Source organism: Paraburkholderia sediminicola (assembly GCF_046026895.1).
In the GTDB taxonomy this organism is placed as follows: Bacteria; Pseudomonadota; Gammaproteobacteria; order Burkholderiales; family Burkholderiaceae; genus Paraburkholderia; species Paraburkholderia sediminicola_C.
On the sequence record NZ_JAQQEU010000008.1, the window covers coordinates 159735 to 185087 of the forward strand.

26 protein-coding genes are annotated in these 25353 nt (G+C 62.3%); 19 read left to right on the forward strand and 7 right to left on the reverse strand.

The features are described from left to right. Window positions 1-46: 46 nt before the first annotated feature. The 3 genes from PQR02_RS08595 to PQR02_RS08605 all read right to left on the reverse strand — a co-directional run bounded on the left by PQR02_RS08595 (window position 47) and on the right by PQR02_RS08605 (window position 1971). Window positions 47-1261, reverse strand: coding sequence for an NAD(P)/FAD-dependent oxidoreductase (locus PQR02_RS08595; protein WP_408228329.1), 1215 nt, complete (start codon window positions 1259-1261; stop codon window positions 47-49). Window positions 1262-1461: 200 nt separating this feature from the next. Continuing rightward, complete coding sequence (locus tag PQR02_RS08600; protein ID WP_408228332.1) at window positions 1462-1701, reverse strand: DUF6566 family protein; 240 nt, start codon at window positions 1699-1701, stop codon at window positions 1462-1464. A 27-nt stretch (window positions 1702-1728) separates the two neighbouring features. Then, entirely contained in the window at window positions 1729-1971 is a 243-nt protein-coding gene (locus PQR02_RS08605) for a hypothetical protein (RefSeq protein ID WP_408228335.1), read from the reverse strand. Between the two features lie 617 nt (window positions 1972-2588). Between PQR02_RS08605 and PQR02_RS08610 the strand changes: the two genes are divergently transcribed. After that, window positions 2589-3155: a phosphate-starvation-inducible PsiE family protein gene (locus tag PQR02_RS08610; RefSeq protein WP_408228338.1), complete on the forward strand. Its 567-nt coding sequence runs from the start codon at window positions 2589-2591 to the stop codon at window positions 3153-3155. A gap of 45 nt (window positions 3156-3200) precedes the next feature. Here PQR02_RS08610 and PQR02_RS08615 read toward each other — a convergent pair whose 3' ends face one another. Together PQR02_RS08615 and PQR02_RS08620 are read right to left on the reverse strand one after the other, a co-directional pair. Beyond that, window positions 3201-3350, reverse strand: coding sequence for a hypothetical protein (locus tag PQR02_RS08615; RefSeq protein WP_408228341.1), 150 nt, complete (start codon window positions 3348-3350; stop codon window positions 3201-3203). A 111-nt stretch (window positions 3351-3461) separates the two neighbouring features. Beyond that, complete coding sequence (locus PQR02_RS08620) at window positions 3462-4853, reverse strand: aminotransferase-like domain-containing protein (protein WP_408228344.1); 1392 nt, start codon at window positions 4851-4853, stop codon at window positions 3462-3464. A 128-nt stretch (window positions 4854-4981) separates the two neighbouring features. On the opposite strand from PQR02_RS08620, the gene PQR02_RS08625 reads away from it, so the two are divergent. The 11 genes from PQR02_RS08625 (at window position 4982) to scpA (ending at window position 15299) form a co-directional block, all read left to right on the forward strand. Next, a complete protein-coding gene (locus tag PQR02_RS08625; protein ID WP_408228347.1) occupies window positions 4982-5209 on the forward strand; it encodes a hypothetical protein in 228 nt (75 codons plus the stop codon). Between the two features lie 59 nt (window positions 5210-5268). Beyond that, window positions 5269-5751 (forward strand): MSMEG_0572/Sll0783 family nitrogen starvation response protein, encoded by a 483-nt coding sequence (locus PQR02_RS08630; protein WP_028194136.1) that lies wholly within the window; start codon window positions 5269-5271, stop codon window positions 5749-5751. Window positions 5752-5769: 18 nt separating this feature from the next. After that, complete coding sequence (locus PQR02_RS08635; RefSeq protein ID WP_408228350.1) at window positions 5770-6816, forward strand: Nit6803 family nitrilase; 1047 nt, start codon at window positions 5770-5772, stop codon at window positions 6814-6816. After that, complete coding sequence (locus tag PQR02_RS08640) at window positions 6809-7879, forward strand: MSMEG_0568 family radical SAM protein (RefSeq protein ID WP_408228419.1); 1071 nt, start codon at window positions 6809-6811, stop codon at window positions 7877-7879. The genes PQR02_RS08635 and PQR02_RS08640 overlap by 8 nt, the downstream gene beginning before the upstream one ends. A 2-nt stretch (window positions 7880-7881) precedes the next feature. After that, window positions 7882-8466 carry an MSMEG_0567/Sll0786 family nitrogen starvation N-acetyltransferase gene (locus tag PQR02_RS08645; protein WP_408228353.1) on the forward strand — a complete coding sequence of 195 codons (585 nt, stop codon included), beginning with the start codon at window positions 7882-7884 and terminating at the stop codon, window positions 8464-8466. After that, window positions 8463-9449, forward strand: a complete 987-nt coding sequence (locus PQR02_RS08650; protein ID WP_408228356.1) for a sll0787 family AIR synthase-like protein — start codon at window positions 8463-8465, stop codon at window positions 9447-9449. The genes PQR02_RS08645 and PQR02_RS08650 overlap by 4 nt, the downstream gene beginning before the upstream one ends. Then, window positions 9446-10624, forward strand: a complete 1179-nt coding sequence (locus PQR02_RS08655) for an MSMEG_0565 family glycosyltransferase (protein WP_408228359.1) — start codon at window positions 9446-9448, stop codon at window positions 10622-10624. The genes PQR02_RS08650 and PQR02_RS08655 overlap by 4 nt, the downstream gene beginning before the upstream one ends. Before the next feature lie 23 nt (window positions 10625-10647). Then, window positions 10648-10932 carry an MSMEG_0570 family nitrogen starvation response protein gene (locus PQR02_RS08660; RefSeq protein WP_408228362.1) on the forward strand — a complete coding sequence of 95 codons (285 nt, stop codon included), beginning with the start codon at window positions 10648-10650 and terminating at the stop codon, window positions 10930-10932. Window positions 10933-11014: 82 nt separating this feature from the next. Beyond that, on the forward strand, window positions 11015-12316 hold the full coding sequence (locus PQR02_RS08665) for an MSMEG_0569 family flavin-dependent oxidoreductase (RefSeq protein ID WP_408228365.1): 1302 nt from the start codon (window positions 11015-11017) through the stop codon (window positions 12314-12316). Window positions 12317-12354: 38 nt separating this feature from the next. Further along, entirely contained in the window at window positions 12355-13155 is an 801-nt protein-coding gene (locus PQR02_RS08670) for a Pnap_2097 family protein (RefSeq protein WP_408228368.1), read from the forward strand. After that, window positions 13152-15299, forward strand: coding sequence for a methylmalonyl-CoA mutase (gene scpA / locus PQR02_RS08675; protein WP_408228371.1), 2148 nt, complete (start codon window positions 13152-13154; stop codon window positions 15297-15299). The genes PQR02_RS08670 and scpA overlap by 4 nt, the downstream gene beginning before the upstream one ends. Window positions 15300-15479: 180 nt before the next feature. Here the strand turns inward: scpA and PQR02_RS08680 are convergent, their stop codons facing one another. Then, entirely contained in the window at window positions 15480-15614 is a 135-nt protein-coding gene (locus PQR02_RS08680; RefSeq protein ID WP_408228374.1) for a DUF3563 family protein, read from the reverse strand. Between the two features lie 885 nt (window positions 15615-16499). Next, complete coding sequence (locus PQR02_RS08685) at window positions 16500-17330, reverse strand: IclR family transcriptional regulator domain-containing protein (RefSeq protein WP_408228377.1); 831 nt, start codon at window positions 17328-17330, stop codon at window positions 16500-16502. 140 nt (window positions 17331-17470) lie between these two features. Between PQR02_RS08685 and PQR02_RS08690 the strand changes: the two genes are divergently transcribed. The 7 genes from PQR02_RS08690 to PQR02_RS08720 all read left to right on the forward strand — a co-directional run. Then, on the forward strand, window positions 17471-18745 hold the full coding sequence (locus tag PQR02_RS08690) for an aromatic ring-hydroxylating dioxygenase subunit alpha (RefSeq protein ID WP_408228380.1): 1275 nt from the start codon (window positions 17471-17473) through the stop codon (window positions 18743-18745). Window positions 18746-18748: 3 nt separating this feature from the next. Further along, complete coding sequence (locus tag PQR02_RS08695; RefSeq protein ID WP_408228383.1) at window positions 18749-19219, forward strand: aromatic-ring-hydroxylating dioxygenase subunit beta; 471 nt, start codon at window positions 18749-18751, stop codon at window positions 19217-19219. Window positions 19220-19239: 20 nt separating this feature from the next. After that, on the forward strand, window positions 19240-20247 hold the full coding sequence (locus tag PQR02_RS08700; protein WP_408228386.1) for a PdxA family dehydrogenase: 1008 nt from the start codon (window positions 19240-19242) through the stop codon (window positions 20245-20247). A 30-nt stretch (window positions 20248-20277) separates the two neighbouring features. Continuing rightward, window positions 20278-21273, forward strand: coding sequence for a 2Fe-2S iron-sulfur cluster-binding protein (locus PQR02_RS08705; protein ID WP_408228389.1), 996 nt, complete (start codon window positions 20278-20280; stop codon window positions 21271-21273). Between the two features lie 44 nt (window positions 21274-21317). Beyond that, window positions 21318-22670, forward strand: coding sequence for an MFS transporter (locus PQR02_RS08710; RefSeq protein ID WP_408228392.1), 1353 nt, complete (start codon window positions 21318-21320; stop codon window positions 22668-22670). A 151-nt stretch (window positions 22671-22821) separates the two neighbouring features. After that, window positions 22822-23958 carry a porin gene (locus PQR02_RS08715; RefSeq protein WP_408228395.1) on the forward strand — a complete coding sequence of 379 codons (1137 nt, stop codon included), beginning with the start codon at window positions 22822-22824 and terminating at the stop codon, window positions 23956-23958. 949 nt (window positions 23959-24907) lie between these two features. Next, window positions 24908-25353 (forward strand): PAS domain-containing protein (locus PQR02_RS08720; RefSeq protein ID WP_408228398.1); only part of this gene is annotated, 446 nt, incomplete at its 3' end.

Here is a 25353-nt window from a genome sequence, read left to right on the forward strand (position 1 = left end):
TCGGACAGGTACGGGCGACATGCGCGGATCAACGTTGCGCTTCCGCTCAAGCGCTATTCAGATAGCGATGCACTAGCGCGACGGCCATTGCGCCCTCGCCGACTGCCGACGCCACGCGCTTGATCGACGCGTGACGCACGTCGCCCGCTGCGAACACGCCAGGCACACAGGTCTCCAGATGGAGCGGCGCCCGTTCGAGTGGCCATTTCAGGTTCGCCCGATATTCCTGCAGGTCGGGACCGGTCACGAGATAGCCGCCTTCGTCGCGGACAATGCCAACCTCCTGCGCCCATTCGGTCTGCGGCACGCCGCCAATGCAGACGAATAGCCAATTCGTCCTTACCGTGCGTTGCTGGCCGGTGCGCACATCGGTCAGCGTGATCTCCTGCAACACGTCACTACCTGCGAGCGCGGTAACTTCGGTGCACGTACGCACTTCAATGTTCGGCGCCGAGGTGATGCGATCCACCAGGTATTGGGACAGCGTGTTCTTGAGCGATACGTCACGCACGAGCATATAGACGCGGTTGGCGGACTGCGAAAAATGCATGGTGGCCTGTCCCGCCGAATTGCCGCCACCGACCACATACACGTCTTCGCCATGGATCAACGCGGCCTCACTCGCACCGGCGCCGTAATAAAGGCCCGCGCCGAGAAAGCGCTCTTCACCTGCCAGGCCTAGCGTCCGATAGGCCACGCCGGTCGCACAGATAGACGTGCGCGCCGTGATACGTGTGCCGTCTTCCAGATACACGATGCCCTGGCCCGGCGGAAACTCCGCGTGCACGCCCGCGCGCGCCAGCAGGATTTCGGCGCCGAACTTGATGGCCTGGTCGCGCGCCCGTTCAGCGAGTTCCGCGCCGCTCAGGCCCTGTGGAAAGCCCAGATAGTTCTCGATCTTCGAACTGCTGCCTGCCTGGCCGCCCAGGGCCCAGCGCTCCACCAGGACGGTATGCAGCCCCTCCGATGCACCGTACACCGCGGCGCTCAATCCCGCTGGTCCCGCGCCGTAGATCGCCAGATCGTAGGCCTCGCGGGATGGACTCGCAAACCAGCCGAGTTTCTCGGTGATTTGCCGGATGGTGGGACATTCGAGCCGCGTTCCGTCGTGGAAGACGCAGACCGGCAAACGCGAATCGGCAAGATGTTGCACGTGCGCCAGTTCCTTTGCTTCCTTATCGCTGCCCAGTTCGATCCATTCGAACGGTATGTCGCAGCGATGCAGGAAGTCGCGTATCGCGTAGCCATTTGCGCTGCGCATGCGTCCATAGATCCTGACCATGAATATGCTATTTGCCTTTGAGGACGTTCAGATCTTTCTGTTTTCGTTTCTCGCGCTTCGCAAGCAGGCGGCCGCGCCGGGATACGGCGGTTGGCCGTATTCGTGCACCGTAAGACCATCGAAGGGTGGGGTCTTTCGCGAAACTGCCGGGTTTTGTTCGCTTTCCGCTGACGGTTCCATTACATCCGGTCGTGCGACCCTTCCAGCTTGTGATCGACAAAACGCATGCCCCATTCGATGCCGTCCCGCACTGCCTCCTCCTGCGCAAGCCATTCCGGCTGAACCGTATCCGGACGGAATTCGGCCACGGTGCTATCGGCATGGCGCACACTCACTTTCGCCTGCCACGCGCCGTAGGCGTTCTGCTCCGGCTCTACCACGATCTCGTAGCCTCGATGCTCAAACACGTGCGTTTGCATGAGCCGCTCCGGTTCCGTATCAAGGCGTCAATCCGGAAGCACGAACTCGGTACGCATGTCTTCGATCACCTTGTGGACATGATGTGCGCAATCTGCGCCGAGGTCATTGAGCGGCACCAGGTTCCAGTTGCGGCCGGATGCGTCGGGCGGGTGCCGCTCTGGTAGCGGTATGCGCACGCGCAAAGCTCCCGGCACGTCAGCGGCGATTTTCGTCATGCGGTTCTGCAGTTCGTCGCGAATCTGCTCAGCGGTTCGAACGGTCTTCGGCATCGGTCTGCCTCCCTTCGGTCGCACGTCCGGATCGTGTCTGAACGGCGCATGGGTGCTTGTTGCCTGAGCATGCGCCGACGATGCTTAAAGTCTAGTCGCTAATCCGGGGATGTTCGGATAATCGCTGGCTTCTGCCGACTGCATCAAGGGAGGCCGCGCCGCACAGCTGCTCTTCGGGAAAATGTGCAAAAAGCCGAAGGACGCCGGTGTGCAAAGGCCCAATCCTCTCCAGGTCGGCACGCATCGTATCTGAAGCGGGTGTCCATCCTGGGTGGGGCGGTTGGTGACGTAATCCCCAATGGGCGCTGCCCAAATGGCGTATTCCATATTGCGCTCGTCGGGGTACAGTGCATGGACCTGCAGCTTCAAGCCAGGTCCCTCTTCGAGTACATGACAGGTACCTTGTATCAGAAGCGCGAAATAGTTCGATCTCTGTTATCAATTACTGAATACGTCAGTTCTGTTTTGGGCAGCTATCCGCAAAGAACCCGCGCAAACGCGAAGGACCGTAGCATGTGCGTCACGCGACCGTCGAATAAACTGTGCATGGCGCATGTGCAATCCATGTACGCGCGCGGTGCGTTCGCGGCCAGCGACGGCCGCCCGGGAGCCAAATCATGGAAACAAAGAAAAGCTGGCTGCGCAAGGATCTCGACGCGTTGCGTCGGCAGTGGGACATGCTCACCTTTTATGAACGATTCGAGCAGCTTGTCGCGCATGTGCTGAGCGTCGTGATTTCCATCATCATCCTCGTGTCGCTCTGGCAGTTGATTCGCGCGGTGATTTCATTGCTGGTTTCGGACGCGCTGAACCCGCTGGATCACGCGGTGTATCAGACCATCTTCGGCATGATCATGACGCTGCTGATCGCTATGGAATTCAAACATTCGATTACGCGCGTGATGGCGCGGCGCGATCACATCGTGCAGGTCAAAACGGTGCTTCTGGTTGCGCTGCTGGCTATCGCCCGCAAATTCATCATTCTCGATCCGGCCAGTGCGCCCGCCCAGATCGCGGCGCTTGCGTTTGCGCTGGTGGCGCTGGGGAGCGTCTACTGGCTGATGCGGCAGCGTGATGACCCGGCCGACGCGACGGCCGCCGCGCAAGCGGAGCGCGATCGCGTTGCGCACGCGCAGCGACAGCAAGGGGTACGGCCCGGCGAAGGCGGGCAGCGCGACAATTGACCCGACTCGCCATGCTCGTCACGTAATGGCAGCGTAAGCATCAATCTAGCGGACGGCGTCGATGGTCACGCGAAGTCCGGCCGCCGCCGGTTGCACCCGGGATGCGGGCGTTTCGAGCGTGAGCCCCTTCGTCTCGATGCCCATCGCCCGTACCGCAGGTGTCGCCACGCCGGACGACAGCGCACGAAGCGTCAAATGCCGCCCTGGCCGAATGGCGGCAACACGAGACCGACCGCATACCGATCGGCGACTCGAACCCCGGCGACGCGGACGACTGGATTGCGGTGTTTTGCCAACCAGGTTACATCACATCACTGGCGAATGAAGAAGATTCGGATGCTCGAGCGTTTCGGCGATTACGCGCAGCGCCCGCTCGCATTCGATCCGATTCTTCGAGCCTCCCAGACATACGCGCAACGCGTTGGGTGGGTTACCGTCAGTCGAGAACGCTGCGGCGGCGACAGCGGCAATGCCTTGACTACGCAACTGCAGCGCCAGTTCGGAAGCACTCCAGCCGCTTTCGCGGGGAATCGGCAGCCACAAATGAAAGCCGTCTGGATGCGCGTCATAGGACCACGCACCGAGAACGCGAGCGGCAATCGCCTGGCGCGCTTTCGACTCGCCGCGGATCGCGCTGAGCATCTCTTGCGCCGTGCCGTCGGCAACCCACTGCGTGGCGAGCGACACCGTAAATGGACTCGCCATCACGGTGGTCGCGCGCAGTGCGCCTGCCAGGCGCTGCGCCTGGCGCGGAGTCGGCGCGTGCAGATACGCGACGCGCAACCCGGCACCCAGATTTTTCGACATTCCCGTTATGTAGTAAGTCAGCTCAGGCGCGAAACTCGCCAGCGTGCCCGGCGCTTGCTGCGGCAACATCCCATAGGCATCGTCCTCGATGATCGGCACGCTATAGCGCAATGCCACGTCGGCGAGCGCCTCACGCCGCCTTCGTGTGAGCGTCAGTGTGCTCGGGTTCTGTAGCGTCGGATTGCAATAGAGCGCGCTCGGCTTGTCGGTCTTGCAGAGTGCTTCGAACGCATGCGCTAGTGGCCCCTCGTCATCGCGCACGAGTGCCTGCAAACGCACCCCCAGTTGCGCTGCGATGGCCTTGATGCCCGGATAGGCGAGCGTGTCGAGACAGATTGTTGCACCCGGTCGTGCCAGCTGCGAGACGAGTGCGACGAGCGCGCTGTGAATGCCGGGACAAACCAGGACGTTGTCCGGCGAGCAATGAGCGAGGCGGCGCTTTAACCACTCCGTGCCCGCCGCCTTGTCGGCCGGCGTGCCGCCGAAATCCTGATAACGCAACAGTTGGTACGGGTCGCTATTCGCCATCAGCCGGGCGGCGGATTCACGCAGGAGCGCGGCGCAGTCGGCGGGCTCGGGGGGCGTGTTCATGGTCATTTCGATGCTGCTGCCACCGCTTAGCGGCAGCGTCGCGGTGCGGCCTCGCACGAAAGTGCCGCTGCCGGCACGTGAATCGAGCAGGCCGCGCTTCTTCGCCTCGGCATAGGCGCGCGCCACGGTGGTGTAGTTCAGTGCCAGTTCGTCGGCCAGATCGCGCAGACCCGGCAGTCGGTCGCGCGGGCGCAGACGTCCGGTCGCGAGGTCTTCTTCTATCAGATCCGGGATCGCGAGATAAGCCGGTTTGCGGATTTCGGCAAGACGTTTGATCCAGTGGTGAGTCGGGCTGCTCATGGTGTTCATGGAAATCGAAGGCTATTGGTAAAGACATCACGTATGTTCGAATCAGCGCTGGAAAGTGATCGCATAGCATGGTCTGACTGATCGGATTGATCGGACGGGCAACTGGTCGAGCTTGGTGAATGGCTGCACCGGAACAGCGTATTTTCACCATCACGATCGCACCTGGCTGGTGCGATCGACGTCTGCCCGGCCGCTTTCATTGGTCGAGTTCGCTGCATGCAACCTTCGGGCCAAAAAATTTTTCGGCACGCCTCGCGAATGATTGTCTATTTGATCGGAAAGTGATCGCATTGGTTGCGGCCGTCATTGGCATGGGCGTTGCGGTAGTGGGTTCGGCGCAAACGTAAAGCGGCGCCTTGATATGACGCTTCATTTCCTGTTCCGGCAAATCACATTGGAGAGTGCCATGCCAGTTGTCAACAAACCGCTGCATCAGAAGGGCGATTACCTCGTCGACTACGAAGAGAAAGTCTTCGAGGACGTGAAGGCCGAGCCGGGTGAAAAGGCGCTCGTTACGTTTCATACGGTGGCGTTTGAAGGCTCGATCGGCTTCGTCAATCTTCTGCAAGCCACGCGGTTGCAGCGCAAAGGTTTCGAAACCTCGGTGCTGCTCTATGGCCCAGGTGTGACGCTCGGTCTGCAGCGCGGTTTCCCAACGCTCGGCGACGAAGCGTTTCCGGGTCATCTGAACTTCAACAAGCAACTGATGAAGTTCATGGAAGAGGGCGGCAAGGTGTATGCGTGCCGCTTCGCATTGCAGGCGCTGTATGGGCATGGCGAAGCGTCGCTAATCGAAGGCATTCGTCCGATCAGTCCGCTCGATGTGCTGGACATCCAGCTTCTGCATCGCAAGGACAACGCGCTGATCATCCACACCTGGACGGTCTGAGCACAGGCGGCTACCACCATGTCTGAAAAACGCATCGTTCGTGCCGCCGCAGTCCAGATTTCACCGGACTTCGAGCGCAGCGACGGCACGCTGAACAAGGTTTGCGAGGCGATCGACCAGGCGGCGCGCGAAGGCGTGCAACTGATTGTGTTTCCCGAAACCTTCGTTCCGTATTACCCGTACTTTTCGTTCGTGCGGCCACCGGTTGCCTCCGGCGCCGACCACATGCGGCTTTACGAAGAAGCGGTGGTGGTGCCCGGCCCCGTGACGCAGGCAGTGGCGGAGCGTGCCCGCCTGCATCGCATGGTCGTCGTGCTCGGCGTGAACGAGCGCGATCACGGCAGCTTGTATAACGCGCAGCTGATCTTCGATGTGGATGGGCAACTGTTGCTCAAGCGCCGCAAGATCACGCCGACGTTCCATGAACGGATGATCTGGGGACAAGGCGATGCGGCGGGACTGAAGGTCGTGCAAACCGGTGTGGCGCGCGTCGGTGCGCTCGCCTGCTGGGAGCACTACAACCCGCTCGCTCGCTACGCGTTGATGACGCAGCACGAGGAAATTCACTGCAGCCAGTTTCCGGGCTCGCTGGTGGGGCCGATTTTCGCCGAGCAGATCGAAGTGACGATCCGTCATCACGCGCTCGAGTCAGGCTGCTTCGTCGTGAACGCGACGGGGTGGCTGACCGAAGCGCAGATTGCATCTGTCACGAGCGATACGAATCTGCAAAGGGCGCTGCGTGGCGGCTGCAATACGGCAATCGTGTCACCCGAGGGGCAGCATCTGGCTGCGCCGCTGCGTGAAGGCGAAGGCATGGTGATCGCCGATCTCGACATGGCGCTGATCACCAAGCGCAAACGCATGATGGATTCGGTCGGCCACTATGCGCGGCCCGAATTGCTGAGCCTCGCCATCAACGAGCGGCCGGCTACGACAGTGTCGCCGATGCCGTCGCCGGGCAATGCGTGGCACGCCTCGTCCAGCACCGATTTCAACTCAACCATGGGATGCCGCGATGAATTCCAGCGAGACCTTGCCGGCCGCGAGCCGGCAATTGATGACTGAATTGCAGTCGGTCGGCCTGCGGCTGGCCGATCCTGGTACCGGCGTCGCCAGCCGGCGCGGTGGCGCGGGACCGTCCGATCACAAGGCTGTCACGGTGGATGGTGTGACCATCATGGTGCCGGTGCATACGAACACGGCGTGGCATTCGCCGTTCGTCGCCGCGCCTGCCGATGCAAACGGCACCAGCGCATTGCTGCGCGGCACGATTCCGATTGCCAATATCAGCTTTCCAAAGGTGCCGCGTTTTTACGCCATGCAGACGCTCGACGGCGTGCCGTACTCGCACATCGCAACGCTGCACAGCGCCGATGTGCTGGCGACCACCGTGCTGCAAACCTGCATTCGCTATGAGAGCCGCCGCAAGACGTGCAAGTTTTGCGCGATCGGTCAATCGCTTGCTGCGGGTCGCACGATTGCGCGCAAGACACCGGAGCAACTCGCAGAAGTCGCGCGTGCGGCGGTGCTGCTGGACGGTGTCAAGCATATGGTGCTGACGACCGGCACGCCGCCCACCAGCGACCGTGGCGCCCAGATTCTCTGCGAGAGTGCGTTCGCGATCAGGGCCGCGGTCGATCTGCCGATCCAGGCGCAATGCGAACCACCGGACGACGATCAATGGTTCGCGCGCATGAAGGCGAGCGGCATCGATACGCTCGGCATGCATCTCGAAGTGGTAACCCCGTCGTTGCGCGAACGCATCATGCCGGGTAAATCGGGCGTGCCGCTGTCGCGCTATATGGAAGCGTTCAAGGCGGCAGTCGCCGTGTTCGGACGGGGACAGGTGAGTACCTATATCCTCGCGGGACTCGGCGACACCGCCGAAGCGATCCTCGCGATTTCGCGCGAGCTGATCGACCTCGGCGTGTATCCGTTTGTAGTGCCATTCGTGCCGATCAGCGGCACGCCGCTTGAAGATCATCCGGCGCCATCGCCGGAGTTCATGAAGTCGGTGCTGCAGCCGCTCGGCTCAATGCTCGCCGCGGCTGAAATGCGCTCAGCGGACATCAAGGCCGGCTGCGGCAAGTGCGGCGCGTGCTCGTCGCTGTCTTCGTACGAGGTTTGATCATGTTTGGCGAAGCGATTGCGGGTGCATCGGGTGAACTGAACGACCTGGATGTTGCGCCGGCGTTTTACACGCCGACCGAATACCGGATCAAGTGGACCACGCTGCAGTGGGAAGCCGACGAAGCCTACAAGCTGCGGCGTGCGGTGTTCTGCATCGAGCAGGGCATCTTCGTCGGCGACGATCGCGACGAGATCGACGAGCGTGCGCAGCAACTGGTGGCGGTGAGTTGTATTGCCGGGATGCCGGAGCAGGTGGTCGGCACGGTGCGGATCCATCAGGAAGAGCCTGGCGTCTGGTTCGGTTCGCGGCTCGCCGTGCACGCTGCGTTTCGCCGTCACGGCAAGATCGGTGCAACGCTGATCCGTCTCGCCGTGACGAGCGCGCATGCGCTCGGCTGTCAGACATTCCTCGCGCATGTGCAGAGCCAGAATGTGCCGCTGTTTCGCCGTCTGCGTTGGGATGTCCTTGCAGAGGAAAGGATGCTCGGCCGTCCGCATCATCTGATGCAGGCCCAGCTTCGGCACTACCCGCCGTGCACGACACCGCGCAGCGGCTTTGTCACGCAATCGCGGAGCGGGTCATGAGTCTGGCGGATCTGGTCACCGGTTTGTGCGAAAGCCGTGGCTTTCGGCACAAGACCGATATCGCCGGCGTGGTGTCGTCGCTCGCGCGACATCTGCCGGGCGGCGCCGGCGATCTCGGCCAGGCAGTGGCGGTAGGCGACGATTGCGCAGCCTTGCCGGATGGCGACGCTTACCTGTTGTTCGCCATCGAAGGCATGGTCAGCGACTTCGTGCAGGCGATGCCCTGGTTCGCCGGCTACAGCAGCGTGATGGTCAACGTCAGCGATATCTATGCCATGGGCGGGCGGCCGCTTGCGGTCGTGGATGCGCTGTGGAGCGATGGCATCGACGCGGCGCACGAGGTGCTCGCGGGAATGGTGGCGGCCTCCTTGGCGTATGGGGTGCCGATTGTCGGCGGACACACCAATGCGCGAAGCGATCAGGCCCAACTGGCCGTGTCGATCGTGGGCCGCGCTAACGCGCTGTTGTCGAGTTTCAACGCGAGACCGGGCGACCGACTCCTGATGGCAGTCGATCTGCGCGGCCACTTCGAGGAACCGTATCCGTTCTGGAATGCTTCAGTCGGAGCGCCGGCGGCGCGTCTGCGCGACGACCTTGAGTTGTTGCCGCAGTTAGCCGAGAACGGGCTGTGTGATGCGGCGAAAGATATCAGCATGGCGGGTACCTTGGGCACAGCATTGATGTTGCTCGAATGTTCGCAGGTCGGCGCTCGCATCGATCTCGATGCGATCCCGAAGCCGGCTGACGTGCCGCTCGCGCGTTGGATCACCGCGTTTCCGAGTTTCGGCTACCTGCTCTCGGTGCGTGAAGCCTACGTCGAACGTGTGCAGGCGCGATTTGAGGCGCGCTCGCTGGCCTGCGCGGAGATTGGCACGGTAGACGCAACGCGCCAGGCGGTCGTCCATCGCGGTGACGATGCGGCAGTGTTGTGGGACTTCAGCGACGCGTCGTTCATCGTCCCGGCCGATCAGGTGCCGCGATGAGCATGGACGGATTACGGATTGCGCTGCTGACGCACTCGGTCAATCCGCGCGGCGGCGTTGTGCATACCCTCGAGCTGGCGAGCGCACTCAGTGCGCAAGGACATGACGTCACGGTGTTTGCACCGGCTACGAACGGCGAGACGCTATTTCGCACGCCGCCATGCCGCGTCGTGTACGCGCCGGTCACGGACTCGCAGGCAGGCACCGTTGCGCTGGTCGACGCGCGCATCCGCGCATTGAAGAGGAGCGTGCGGGCGCACGGCCCCACGGCCTTCGACGTCTTGCACGCCGAGGACAGCATCAGCGGCAATGCACTCGCCGAACTCAAGGAGGAAGGTGTGATACGCGGGTTCGTGCGCACCGTGCACCACCTCGATCGCTTCGACGATCCGCGTCTTGCGGCATGGCAAGCACGCGCGTACCGCGACGCCGACCTGGTTTTCTGTGTGAGCGACACGTGGACACGCGAGATGCTAGGTCGTTACGGAATCGCTGCGGTCACGGTGTCCAATGGCGTCGACACAGCGCGTTACACCTCACAGGCGCTATCCGCAGACGAGGCGCTCAGGCAACGGCTCGGACTCGGAGCGGGGCCGCTCATCCTCGCGGTGGGTGGCGTCGAAGCGCGCAAGAACACGCTCGCGCTGCTGGATGGGTTTGCCTTGGTGCGCCGCGCCTTGCCGCTCGCCCAGCTTGTCATCGCGGGCGGTGCCAGTCTTCTCGACCATGACGCGTACACGCAGCGTTTTATCCAGTGCGCGGCGCAACACGGTTTGTCCATCGGAATGCACGAAAGCATCGTGGTCACGGGGCCGCTCGAAGATCCCGCGATGCCGGCTTTGTTCCGGAGCGCGGATGTGCTGGCGATGGTGTCGGTGCGCGAGGGCTTCGGCCTGGTTGTCCTCGAAGCGCTCGCGTGCGGCACGCCGGTGGTCGCGTCGGCGATCGCACCGTTCACCGAATACCTCGATGACGCCACCTGTTTCTGGGCCACCCCCACCGACGCCGGCTCGATTGCCGCAGCGCTGCTGCGCGTGATTCACGGCGATAGTGCGACCGATTTTGTTCATGCCGTGCCTGCGCTGCTTGCCCGCTTTAGCTGGGACGCTAGCGCCCGCCGTCATGTCGACGCCTATCGCGCGTGGCTGGCACACCAGCCGCTTGCCATTCACTAAGCCATCAGCAAAAGAGGATTTCTATGCCTGTCATGCACTTCCGGATTCAATGGCCCGACGGGGACGAAGCAAGTTGTTATTCGCCGTCGCAGGTGGTCAGCGAGTTTTTTACGCCGGGCCATGCTTATCCGCTCGATGATTTTGTCAGACGCTCGCGCGAGGCGCTCAACATTGCCTCGGAGCGCGTGCGGCAAAAGTACGGCTTTGCCTGTTCGGCGGCGATGGATCAGCTCGCGCAGATCGAACAGGAGGCAGACCGCTTTCGCAATCGACCCGACGCGACCGTGAAGGTCATCGAATTGCTCTAAATCCAGGATGAACCGTTGAACCAGGTGCGCCGGGCGGCAGCGCCGCGACGGTGAGCCGATTTTTCACTTGCAAGGATGCATCATGGCGAACACAGCGCACTCCGTAAGCGCCGGGACGCGCGAGAACAGGCACTACAGCGTACTCGTCGTCGGTGGCGGGCAGGCCGGCCTGTCGATCAGCTACTATCTGAAACAGGCCGGAGTCGACCACCTCGTCGTCGAGAAGAACACCCTCACGCACACCTGGCGCAACCAGCGCTGGGACGCGTTCTGCCTCGTCACGCCGAATTGGCAATGCGCGTTACCGGGATATCCGTACCCGGGCGACGATCCGCATGGCTTTATGAAGAAGGATGAAATCATCGCGTATCTCGACGGCTTCATCGCGATGGTCGATGCGCCGGTAATCGAGCACACGGAGGTCAAACGCGTGAAGCGGCTGGACGACGGCACCTTTGCGGTAGCGACGGGCCAGGGCGATTTCACCGCCGATCAAGTCGTAGTAGCCTCGGGCGGTTATCGCACGCCGATCGTGCCGCGCATGGCTGAACGCCTGCCCGAGCAGATCTTGCAGTTGCAGTCGTCGGAATATCGCAACCCGCAGGCGCTGCCCGAGGGCGCGGTGATGGTGGTGGGATCGGGGCAGTCCGGTGCGCAGATTGCCGAGGACCTGCATCTGGCCGGCCGCAAGGTGGTACTCGCCGTGGGCGAGGCGCCACGTTGTGCGCGCTTTTACCGCGGGCGCGATGTAGTGGACTGGCTGGCCGACATGAAGTACTACGACATGCCGGTGGAAAAGCATCCCTTGCGTGAAGAGGTGCGTGACAACACCAATCACTATGTGACCGGCCGCGACGGCGGACGCGACATCGATCTGCGCAAGTTCGCGGCGGAAGGCATGGAGTTATACGGACGGCTCGAAGACCTGCGCGACGGGCGGCTGCACTTCACACCGAACCTCGCCGCCAATCTCGACGATGCGGACGATACCTATAACCGCATCAACGCGAGCATCGATGGCTTCATTGAAAGGAACGGTATCGATGCACCGCCAGGCGGTGTCTATGAGCCTTTATGGCAGCCGCCTCACGAGCGTGCGGCGCTTGAACTCGCAGGCAGTGGCATTACATCGATTATCTGGTGCATTGGCTTTACGCCGGACTTCAGCTGGATCGATGCCCCGGTGTTCAACGGTCGCGCTTATCCGGCGCACACGCGTGGCATCACGCCGGTTGACGGGCTTTACTTCATCGGCTTGCCGTGGCTGCATACGTGGGGCTCGGGGCGTTTCTCGGGGATCGCGCGCGATGCCGACTACGTGGTGAGGGCAATTCTCGCGAGCCTCCGCGAGAGAACGTCCGCTCCCGAGACTGTAGCGGCTTGACGCGCATGCGGCAAACGACACAGAGCTATCGCGCCGGAATGCCGCAACTGGCCTATACAGGGCTGTCCGAAAACTGGCTGATCAAGGAATGCGGACATCGCCACTGGGAGGCGTTGGCGGGAGATGCCGGCCGGCGCGCACCGGATTTCGTCGATGATGACGGGAGCAAATCGTACGCGGCCTTCACCGCAATCAGATTGACGGGGGCAACGCTCCACGCAATCGGTGAGAACGACGACTTCCAGCTCGGTACTGGGCTTTGCCGAACCGGTCCGGCTCGCCACTTTAGCCAGCACCGCCTGCTTTCGCGCAATGGCGAATGCGCCATCGTGTCGATGTCGTCGACGTTCGTGCGGCGGCATGAGGTGCGCAACAACCGTTCAGTGACGCGCGCCACGTTCGCGGCAATGGGAGGCCCGACACCGACTCCGCCGGTGGACGCAGTGGACATGGCATGGCGCGGCAAGCAGTTTCGCACCGGCCAGTGGGACGAGCGCTTGCCCTTCACCAGCGCCGATCGTGTCGAGAACGACTGGATCGAATTTCTGCCATGTCCGAACAACGATTTTAACGGCGCGGATTTTCTCTACTTTGCAAGCTTTCAGTCCTTTGTTGACCGTGCCGAATGGCAGCGCCACCGGTTCCACGAGCCACCCGTTATCGCAGGCCGCGAGTTGTTCTTCTACGGCAACATCAATGTTGGTGACACCCTTGGGCTGCGCGTGGTCGCGGAGCATATGAATGATCGCGGCCTCGTCCATTGGTGCGAGGTTCGTCGTGGCAGCGATCAGCAGAAGATTGCCGACGTAGTAACAAACAAGCGTTGGAGGCAGCGATGAACCGCGAGGGCGATATGCCCGGCGACCGCGGCTTCGCCGATGAAAGTCGCGGCACGGTAGGGCACCCGCCCAGTGCGGTACCGCTTAAAGCGCTATATACGGCGAGCGATCTTGAAGGGGTGTCGCATCTCGGCAGTCGGCCCGGTGAGGCGCCCTTCGTGCGAGGGCCCCATGCGTCGATGTATACGCAAAAGCCGTGGACGATCCGTCAATACGCAGGCTATGCAGACGCGGCCGATTCGAATCTTGCATTTCGGACGGCGCTTGCCGAAGGGGCACAGGGTTTATCGGTTGCCTTCGATCTGCCGACGCATCGGGGCTACGATTCGGACGATCCTGCCGCGGTGGCCGATGTCGGCATGGCTGGAGTCGCAATTGACAGCGTCGAGGACATGAAGCGCCTGTTTCGACAGATTCCGCTCGATCGGGTGTCGGTCTCGATGACGATGAACGGCGCTGTATTACCCGTACTGGCTGCATTCATCGTGGCAGCGCAAGAAAGTGGCGTGCGCACGGAGGCCCTTACGGGTACGATCCAGAATGACATCCTGAAGGAATACATGGTGCGCAATACCTGGATATTCGCGCCGGAGCCGTCCTTACGGATCGTCGCGGACGTCGTCGAGTACCTGGCCGAACGCGCGCCGCGCTTCAATGCAATGTCCGTCTCAGGCTACCACTTTCAGGAAGCGGGCGCGGACGCGGTACTCGAACTCGCGCTTACGCTGTCCAATGCGCGCACCTACGTCGATGCCCTGGTCAAGCGTGGCATGAATGTCGAGCGCATCGGCGAACGGCTGAGTTTCTTTTTTGGCGTTGGCACCGAATTCTTTGTGGAGATCGCCAAACTTCGCGCCGCTCGGGTTCTCTGGGCCGGGATAATGAGCGAACTGGGTGCACGTGAGGCTAGAGCGCAAGCTTTGCGCATGCATTGCCAGACGTCGGGATGGTCGCTCACTGCGCAGCATCCACAGAACAACATCGTCCGGACGACGATCGAGGCGATGGCCGCCGTGTTCGGCGGCACCCAGTCGCTGCATACCAATGCGTACGATGAGGCGCTTGCACTCCCAGGCGCGGATGCGTCGAGGCTCGCGCGGGACACGCAGTTGATCATGCAGCATGAGATGGGCCTGTGCGATGTTATCGACCCGTGGGCGGGCTCGTACATGATGGAGTCGATTACCGGCGATATTGCCCGGCGCGTGCGTGATCTGATGACGCAAATTGCTACGCAAGGAGGCGTCGTCGAAGCGATCCGCTCGGGTTGGGTACAGCAACGCATTCACGAAGCCGCAACACGCACGCAGGCGCGGATCGATGCAGGGCAGCGTGTCGTCGTGGGTGTGAACCGGTTTCGATCGCCGGATGCGGATACTCCGTCTAACTGTCTCGAGATCGACGGTCGGCGGGTTCGTGCCAGGCAAGTTCGGCAGCTTGCAGAGCTGAAGGCACAGCGCGACGATGTCCTGGTCTCGCGCGCGCTGGCGGCGCTCGCTGACGGTGCGCGTGACGGTGCCGGCAACCTGCTGGCCCTCACCATCGAGTGTGTCCGCGCGCGCGCGACAGTCGGCGAATGCACGCGCGCGCTGGAGGCTGTCTGGCCGCGTTACAGCATGGCCAGTCGTTTTAGCAGCGGAATTTACGGCGAAGCGCGGATGGTCGATGCGGCATGGCGTGACGCATGCAATCGTGTCAGTGCTCTTGCCGCGCGCCTCGGACGCCTGCCCAGGGTGCTCATCGCAAAGGTGGGGCAGGACGGCCACGATCGGGGTGCAAAGACCGTCGCGGCGGCGTTGGCCGATGCCGGATTCCACGTGTCGCTCGGCGCGCTGTTCCGCTCGCCCGCAGAGGTGGTCGACGACGCCGTCGCAGCGAAGGCCGATGTCGTCGGCATTTCGTCCCTATCGGGTGCGCATCTTGACCTTGTTGGCGAGGTCGTGCGCACGCTGCGGGTCCGTCGACCGATGGTAGCAGTTGTGGTTGGTGGCATCATTCCGGAGGAGCACGCACGTTTGCTCAAACGCAATGGCGTTCTTGCAGTGCTCGGACCGGGTGCAGCGATGGAGTCGATTGTGGCGAGCTTTGTCGAAACCGTCGAGCTGGCATTGGCATCGACATCGGCATCGGCCGTTGCGAGGTGATGTCCGATCTTTAGCCCAACGGCGTCTCGCCACTCGAGCGCGCTATGAAGTGACCTTGACTAGAGGTAGGCTGGGAGCGGGGACAACCCATTGTCCTCAGAAGAGTCGCCCTCGCGACGGGCATAGAGCGAAGCATCGGCGACGCTGTCGCAAATCGCTCGCGACCGGCGTCGGCCCGAGCTAACCGTCACACTCTTTCATCCGACGCTCAAGCTCGGCAATATCCTTCGAAGCTGCGAGGTATTCATCACAGCGGGTCCGGCGGGTATTCCGCAGCCAGCGGTCGAGGCGTTCGAATAGGAGATTGAAAAGCATACGTATACCCGGTTCGGTTGAAGGCGATTTAAGGTCAGCCAGCTAACGGAAAACCTTTGCCGTTGCGCACGCAGAAGCTCTTCTGGCACTGCACGATATTTCTTAAACCATGGATAGCTATCCGGCGGCGTTCCCTTCAGGTCAGTATGTGATGTGGGCGACTCATATCCAAGCGCGTGGATGCATCGCAGCATGCCAAACGTACGGCGTTTCATGCCACCCCGAGCGACTGAGTCCTTTGGGGTTCGTTGTCGCGTGAATTGACAGCACCGGGGGAAGAACTGCCGCCTCTCAGCTACGAGCCATCGCCTTTCCGACGTGTTCGGCGAACGCTTTCACCTTGGCCGAATGCCGGCGCTCCAGAGCAGAGGGCTCACCAGATGGATCGGGATGGGGATCGTTTTCCAGTCCGGCAACATCCGCAGCACGTCGCCACTGGCCAGTTCGTCATCGAACAGCCAGGTCGGCGAATATCCGATGCGAGGACCGACGCCCGCATGACCTCACTGCTGATGGTTTGCAGATTGCCTTGAACCCGCACGATTCGCGTGGTGCCCACCGGGTCCGCCGCGCCGGGGCTTGCCGTGAATCTCCACGCGTTGCGCATTGCCAGTTCACCTGCAATAAGGCGTTAGTCAACCTATCAACGGCCTGCACAACTAAGCGGTCATTCATCGGCGCGGCTGGTGGTGTGCAATGTGCGGTCTGTCGAAGCGACAACTCCGGATAGATCGGTTTGGTCACCGATGGGCGGTCCAACCATCAGCAACATCCTTCCCGCCGATGCTGAAGCAGCATGCCGAATACAATTAAACGGGTTGCGGTAGGTCGCGCGAATCGAACAGACAAGCCTCCGGAATTCCCGGAGCGATTCCCATCTTTCGTTCAAAGCGCGCGCTGCAACCGCACCGCAATCGCCTTTAGCACGGGCAGAAATTTCTCCTTCAGAGTGGCCACGCTCACGCGTCCAGAAAACACGCTTACGCTGACTGCGGCCTCAATCCCGCCGCTGCGATTTCTAACCGGCACGGCCATTGCCGACATGCCGATCTCGAGTTCCTCGTTGCTGATTGCGTAGCCGTCTTCCGCTACGCGCTTCACGGCCTGCAACACGGCATGGCTGTTCGCGAGCGTGCGATCGGTCAACCGTTTCATCGGCACACAGGCGAGATGCCGGTGAATTTCCTCTTCCGTCAGACCGGACAGCAGAACACGTCCGGTCGCCGAGCAATACACCGGCAGCCTTCCGCCGAGCTTCACCCCCGTCGACACGATTCTGACCGCTTCCGCGCGGGCGATGAAGACCGAATAGCCCTCATCCATGACCGCCAGCGATACCGATTCCTGCAACTCGTCGCGTGCATTCGCGAGTAGCGGTTGCGCGATCTGCGTCAACGACGACGTGCTGAGGTATGCACTGCCCAGCCTCAGCATGCGCGGCAGCGGCGTAAAAAATTTACCGTCGTGCGCCAGATAGCCGAGATCGACGAGGGTGAGCAGGCATCGGCGCGCCGCCGGCCTGCTCAGGTCCGCAAGATGGGCCGCATCCGAGACGGTCATGCGCGTGGTCGACGCTCCGAACGCCTCGATGATTGCCAGCCCCTTGGCGAGGCCCGCCATGCCTTCCTTCGCTCGCACCTTGCCGCTTGACCCGATGTCTTCTTCAGGCGACGAGTCGCCCTCCTGCCCGTTGACAGGTTCTTTGACGGATGTCATATTAAATCAAATATCGAACATTGTACGTTATTCGAACATATTCAATCGAGTCTGTCAACTTTCGCCGGAACCCCAAAGACCGTCTTCAACGAAGACCGGCACCGTTAAACGGGCCCCTTGCAATAAATGGAGCGAGCAACTTGAATATCATCCCCATCAAGCCGGCGCGGCGCGCCAGCATCACTTGGCCGCCCGAAGGCCTCACGCGCGTTCCCTACACGTTGTTCCAGGATGAAGACGTGTACGCCGACGAGCAGGACGCGATTTTCCGCGGCCCGAACTGGAGCTACCTGTGTCTCGAGGCGGAGTTGGTGAAACCGGGTGACTTCCGCAGTACTTTCGTCGGCGATTCGCCTGTTGTCGTGACGCGTGACACCGACGGCGAACTCTATGCGTTCGAGAACCGGTGCGCGCATCGCGGCGCGATGGTGTGCCTCGAAGACCAGGGCAACGCCAAAGATTTCAGCTGCGTCTATCACGCGTGGACATACAACCTGCAAGGCGATCTGCTGGGTGTCGCATTCAAGGACGGCATCAACGGCAAGGGCGGCATGAAGCCCGACTTCTGCGAGGGCGACCACGGTCTGCGCAAGCTGCGGGTCGCGACGCTGCACGGCCTCGTGTTCGGCAGCTTCTCCGACGACGTTGCGCCGCTCGATGAATATCTCGGTGAGGAAATCGTCGGGCACATCGCGCGTGTGCTCGAAAACCGCACGCCGGTCGTGCTCGGCCGTTTCACGCAGATGCTGCCGAACAACTGGAAGCTTTACTTCGAGAACGTCAAGGACTCGTATCACGCGAGCATCCTGCATCTTTTTTTCACGACGTTCCAGCTGAACCGGTTGTCGCAGCGCGGGGGCATCATCGTCGACCCCAGCGGCGGCCATCACGTCAGCTACTCGGCCGTTGATCATGCCGCGCAGGCTGCGGCGCAAGCAAAAGCCGTCAGCGATTACTCGGAGCAGAAGATCCGCTCCGAAAGCGAACATCACCTCGAGGACACCTCGGTGTTGGCAGGCACGGACGAGTTCGGCGATGGCGTCACGCTGCAGATTCTTTCGGTGTTTCCCGGTTTTGTGCTCCAGCAGATCCAGAACGCGATCGCGGTGCGTCAGATTCTGCCGCGCGGTACGCAGCAGACCGAATTGAACTGGACCTACCTCGGCTTCGAAAACGACACGCCGGAATTGCGCGAAATGCGCCTGCGCCAGTCGAACCTGGTGGGGCCGGCAGGCTACGTGTCGATGGAAGACGGATGCGTCGGGGGTTTCGTGCAACGCGGCATCGACGGCGCGAGCGAGAGCCGCTCGGTGCTCGAAATGGGCGGCGATAGCGCCGAAAGCAGCGAGAGTCGCGTGACGGAAGCGTCGATTCGCGGCTTCTGGAAGGCCTACCGCAACGCAATGGGGTATTGAAAAATGGCGCAAGACATCCAACAACTCATTGCCCGCGCGCAGGCCGAATACGCGCGCTGCATCGACGACGGCGATCTCGCGCAATGGCCTGACTTCTTCACCGGAAGCTGCGTCTACCGGGTCACCACCACCGACAACTACAAACGCGGCCTCGCGGGCAGCATGATCTACGCGGTCTCCCGCGGCATGCTGATCGACCGCGTTGCTTCGCTGCGCGACGCCAACATCTACGAGCGGCACAGTTATCGGCATCTGCTCGGGCAACCCTACGTTGTAAGCGCGAACGAGCAGGAAGCGCGCAGCGAAACCTCGTTCATGGTGGCTCGCATCATGCGCGACGGCACGACGAGCCTTTTTGCCACCGGCCGTTACTGCGATGTGTACGTGGCGGCAGAGGGCGGTTTGAAGCTGCGCGAACGGATCGTCGTGTGCGACAGCTCGCGCATCGACACACTGCTGGCGTTGCCGCTATGACGCACGCAACGTCCCGCGCCATGAGAGTCGCGCTGGCGATTGGCGACCCCAACGGCATCGGCCCCGAAATCGCGGTCAAGGCAGCCGCCCAGCGCGCTCGAGAGATGGGTGTGACGTATCCGTCGTCACGTGTCGTGCTGTTCGGCGATGCCTTCGTCATTCGCTGGTATGCGCAGCGCTGCTGTCCCGAACTCACGCTTCGGAAAGTATCAGCGGACGATTTGCCGCCCGCCGAAGCCGGCCTGATCGACATGGTCGACGTTGCATCGCTGGCCGCCGCGGCGTTCGTGCCGGGCGAGGTCGCGGCCGCGGCCGGCACCGCAACGCTCGCCTATGTCAGCGCCGCACTTTGCGCGGCGCGGGCGGGCACCGTCGACGCCGTGATCGCGTGTCCGCATTCGGAGACGGCGATCAATGCGTCCGGTGTGCGCTTCGCGGGTTATCCGGGTTTCGTCGCCCGGGAAATGGGCATGCCGGCCGATGACGTGTACCTGCTGCTGATCGGCGGCGGCCTGCGCATCGTTCACGCGACCTTGCACGAAGGCATCGCATCGGCGCTCGCGCGGCTCGACCAGCGACACGTCGAACGCGCCGCGCGAGCCGCCGTGGAGGCGCTGCAATTGATGGGCGTCGAACGGCCGGTGGTCGGGCTAATGGGCATCAATCCGCATGCAGGCGAAGGCGGGCTGTTCGGACCGGAGGACATCGAGATCACCGAACCCGCCGCGCGGAAGTTGCGCGACGAAGGCATCGTCGTGGTCGGACCGCAAGGCGCGGATCTGCTGCTGACGAATTCCGATGTCGACGTGTTCGTCGCGATGTATCACGACCAGGGGCACATTCCCGTCAAGCTACGCGCGGGCCGTCATTCCGCGGCGCTGTCGATCGGCGCGGGCGTGGTGTTCTCGAGCGTCGGACACGGCAGCGGCTTCGACATCGCTGGCACGCTGCGCGCCGATGCCGCGCCGCTGCTCGGCGCGATCCATCTTGTGACGACCGGGACCGCGCTCTCCGCACCGGCCGACTGACACATCCTAACCGATCACCGAGGTCAAATTTTGGATTACCGGATTTCCATCGCGGGAAGCGATGTCGCGTTCCGCTGCGAGGCGGGCGAAACCCTGCTCGACGCCGCCGAGCGAGCGGGCTACAGCGTGCCCTATTCGTGCCGTAAAGGCGTGTGCTCGACCTGCGAGGGCGGCGTGGTCGACGGCGGCGGTCGTTCGTCCGTGCAGGGCGATCTGCAAGGGCCTGCCGAGCGCGTCCTGCTGTGCTGCTTGCGGCCGTCCTCGGACATGACGATCGCGCCGCGCAAGTTTGAAAAGCGCGAGCCGGTCGTGCGCAAGACGCTCGACATGTCCGTGTATCGCGTCACGCAGCCCGCTGCCGACGTGAGTGTTGTGCAACTGCGCCTGCCCGCTGGTGTGCGTGCGAAGTTTCGCGCCGGCCAGTATCTGCAGATCGAGCTCGAAGACGGCAGCCGCCGCAATTACTCGATGGCCAATCCTCCTCACGAAAGCGACACGGTCCAGCTGCACGTGCGTCACGTGCCGGGCGGCAAGTTTTCCGACGGGATGCTGCGTGGACTTGAGAAAGGGCACAAGCTGCGCGTCGAACTGCCGTTCGGCGAATTCTCGCTACAGGACGATTCGACCCGCCCCGCGATCCTGCTGGCGACCGGAACGGGCTTCGCACCGGTCAAGTCGATCGTCGAAGACGTGATCAAACGCAAACTCGACCGTCCTCTCCATTTGTATTGGGGCGCGCGCCGCGTCGAAGACCTCTACCTGGCCGAACTGGCGCGGAAGTGGCACACGAGCGGCACGCTGACGTTCGTTCCGGTGCTCTCTGAGCCGCACGACGGCTGGAATGGCCGCTGCGGCTTCGTGCACGAGGCGGTGCTCGAAGACTTCGGCTCGCTCGCCGGATATCAGGTCTACGCCTGCGGCAACCCGGCCATGACGAGCGCCGCGCATGACACGTTCATTGAAGCGGGTCTGCCCGAGGACGATTTTTTTAGCGACGCTTTCGTTCACACGGATATCCGCCCTTAGAGAAGGCCTGACTCCTTCCACACAATAACCAGGAGACAAATATCGTGGCATCCCCCCTCATCGACGTAGTCGAGGTCATTGAACGCCAGAAGATAGGCGCAGGGCAGTGCCTCGTGGTACTGCTGTGCGCGCTGTTGATGTTCATCGATGGCTTCGACACGCAGGCGATCAGCTACATCGTGCCGGTGCTTTCGCGAGACTGGCATCTGTCGCGCGAAATTCTCGGCTCGATTTTTTCCGCCGCGCTGGTCGGTCTGATGGTCGGCTATCTTGCCATCGCGCCGCTGTCTGCGCGCTTCGGCCACAAACGCATGATGTTGACGAGCACCGTGCTATTCGCGGTGTTCACCATGCTGACCGTGTTCGCGACCAACGTCACCGAACTAATCGGTTTGCGCCTTCTGACCGGTATCGGCCTGGGTGCTGCCGCGCCGAGCGCCGTGGCGTTGACCTGTGAATTCGCACCGAAGCGGCTGCGCGCCACCTTCGTACTGCTCGTGTATTGCGGCTTCTCACTGGGCTTCGTCGTGGCCGGGCTCATCGCCGGCATGCTCATTCCTGCGTACGGCTGGAAATCGCTGATGCTGGTCGGTGCGTTCGCGCCGCTCGCGCTAACGGTGCCGCTTGCATGGCTGCTGCCAGAATCGCTTGCATTCCTGCAACGGCGCCCGCAAGGCAATGAGCGGATGCGTGCCGTGTTGCGGCGGCTTTTCCCGCGTGTCGACGTGCCGGTTGGCAGTACGTTCCAACTCGAAGATCAGGGCGAGGCGCGTGCGAGCGTCGCGGCGCTGGTCAGAGGGCGCACGTCGGCGGGCACGGTGTTGCTGTGGTTGATTTTCTTCCTGAATCTGGCCGAGTTTTACTTCATGCAGAGCTGGTTGCCCACCATGCTGACGGGGCTGGCGTATTCTCCCGCGACGATTGTCTGGGTTACGGCGCTGCCAACGATAGCGGGCGTGCTGTCGGCCGTGCCGCTTGGCCTTGCGATGGACCGCGTAGGCCCGTATGTGACGCTGACTGTGATGTACCTCGCGGGCTGCGTATTTATGTGGCTGGTGGGTGACGCGTTCTCGGGCAGCGTCGCGTGGCTGATGGTGATGATTTTTTGCGCCGGCTTCTGCATCAGCGGCGGACAGAAAAGCGTGATCGCACTCGCGGCTGTCTACTACCCGCTCAACCTGCGCTCGACAGGGGTGGGCTGGGCGCTCGGCATTGGCCGGCTCGGCGGCATCGCGGGGCCGCTGGTCGCGGGCATGCTCTATTCGGCGCATTGGACGCCTGCGGAAATCTTCCGTTTCTCGGCGTGGCCCGTGCTTGTCGCCGGTATCGGCGTGTACGTGATGGGCCGTATCTATGGTTCCCGTCCGGTCGTTGTCGAGGCGGGCGTCACGCACTAGGCCGGAGTGCGGTTTCAGCCGGGAATCCTTGCGCTTGCCGGCTGCTGCATCGAAGTACCCCCGTCGAAATAACCATCTAACAGACCCAGCGATGTCCGCCGTTTTCTCGCTCTCCCGCGAGTAAGCGCGGATTCGTCATGTCGGAGACTTTGTGAAAAAGACCAGAATATCCTTGTTGACTCTGCCGCTCCTCGCAGGCGCGGCGCATGCCCAAAGTTCAGTCACGCTGTACGGCTTCGTCGATGCCGGACTCGTATATGTGAACAACCAGTCCGGGCACTCGAATGTGCAAATGGTCAACGGACCGACGAACGGCAGCCGCTGGGGCCTGCGTGGCAGCGAAAATCTCGGCGGTGGCCTGAAAGCGATCTTTACGCTGGAAAACGGCTTCGACACGTCGAACGGCAAGCTCCTGCAAGGTGGCCGCGAGTTCGGCCGCCAGGCATTCGTCGGGCTCAGCAGCAACACGCTGGGTACGGTGACGCTCGGCCGCCAGTATGACCCGATGACCGAGCTCATCGGCGCGATTGCCGCGACTTCGATGTGGGCATGGCTTGGCACGCATCCGGGCGATTTCGACAATCTCAACTCGACCTTTCGCGTGAACAACGCGGTGAAGTATCAATCGCCGAAGTTCCACGGGCTGCAGGCGAGCGGCATGTTCGCGCCCGGAGGCGTGGCGGGCAATTTCGCAGCGGGGCGCGTCTACGCGCTTGGACTCAAGTACGGGAATGGTCCGCTGAGCGCCGCGCTCGCGTACGACAACATCAACAATCCTTCGGTATCCGTACTCGACAGCGCGCTTTCGCCGGGGCAGACGGGCTATGTGACGCCAAGCAAAAGCCCTGTGTTGCGCGGTTTCGCTTCGGCAAACGTGTGGCAGATTTTCGGGGCGGCGGTTTCGTACAAGATCGGTCAGGGCAGCATCGGGCTCGTGTACACGAACGCTCGCTTGCAGGACATCCGGCGCACGGCTTCCACGCCGAATGCGGGCAACGCGAGCTTCAACAGCTACGAGATCAATGGCCGGTATTACATCACGCCTGCATTGCTGATCGGTGCATCGTTCGACTACACGAAAGCGCGTGACGCAAAGTACGAGCAGATTGATTTCGGTCCCAACTACTCGTTCTCGAAGCGCACGGACGTAAACCTCGTCGGTGTTTGGCAGCATGCGTCGGGTGTCGATTCGACGGGGCATGCGGCGGTCGCGGCAATCACCACGCTGGGTCAGTCGTCGACGCCGACGCAAGTCGCCCTCAAGCTTTCGTTGCGGCATCGCTTCTAGGCGGTACCGGACAGGGCTGGCGCGTGCAGACGCAGTGACCGCAGTGGGATGACAGCATCTCGTCGTCGGATCGTCGCCGGCCCGTAACGCCTGGTCGATAGCGATTTTAAAACGCTGAATCTTTTAACGATAGACAACGACATTTGCGTTCCTGGTATCAACGCTCACATGCGGCGCGTACATCGCACTCCTTAGGACCCTGCGACGCGCTGCGGCAGTGTTGCGGGTCACTTTGGCTGGCGCCTCGCTGGCTAACGCAGGTCCGCCCGAGAGTGCTGCCAGTCGCGGTCGCACGGCGGGGGCAACGTGTGGCAGCAATTGACGGACTGGTTCGCTGGTCCGTCAGCGCCCCCGCTTCGCTTCGGCACAGCCTGCGCCCATTGCGCGGTCGCCCGTTATGCATGCCGCCCCCTCGCCGAACCGGTCGCTGGGCCGATGCTTCTTGCGCCCCTTATCTGCGATTTGCTGACCTACACACCTCTGGATGTTACGGGCACCGCTCCTGTTACCGTCAGCCTAAGCCCCAAGGTTGTGACGTGGCTCGGGGAAATGCGCTGGCAGGTGGGCTACAACGCGGCGGTGAAACGAAGCGGTATCCTGGCCTCTGACAAAGTCACATCGTCAAGTTCGAGTTCCGGGAACGTCAGTGGCTGCGGCTTGCAAAGCCGGGCGCCTTGGGAGCACTACCTGGGAATCTCGGCGTCCGTCGATATGTACTGCGGGGCGCTCGATGACTTTGAGATACCGCGGGACGTGCGCGTGCCCAACGCACTGCAGCCTCTACCCGGCACGGCGTAGCGCTGCACCGACCGCGCGTGCACTGGGCGGCGTCGCTGCTCAGCGAAGCTTTTAAGTTCACAAACACTGCGTATCCTCCTACGATACGCAGTGTAGCAATTTCAGAAATAGGGCGGGACCGGGGCGCCGGTCCGTCAAGGGAGACAAAGGCGTGGGAGATTTTCAAGTGCTCGACCACATCACGGACGGGGTGATGTCGCTCGACCGGGAGTGGAAGTTTCGGAACATCAACCGGACCGCTGCACGGCTGCTCAAGCGTCGGCCCGCGGACCTGCTGGGTCGCGAGATCTGGGCCGAATACCCGGACCTCATCGGGTCGAGCTACGAAACGGCCTATCGGCAGGCGGGCGAGACCGGTGTGCCCAGCACCGCGACCGACTTCTACGCGCCGCTCGGTACCTGGTTCGAAGTGCGGTCGTTTCCATGCGACGACGGCGTCACCGTGCTGATTCGCGATGTCACCGAAGCGCGCGCGATCTCCGAACGCTTGTCGCGCCAGGCCACGCACGATGAACTGACCGGCCTCATCAACCGCCGCGAACTGCTGCTGCGCCTGGACCGTCTCGTCGACGAAGGCGCGGCCGATTCCGTCGATCT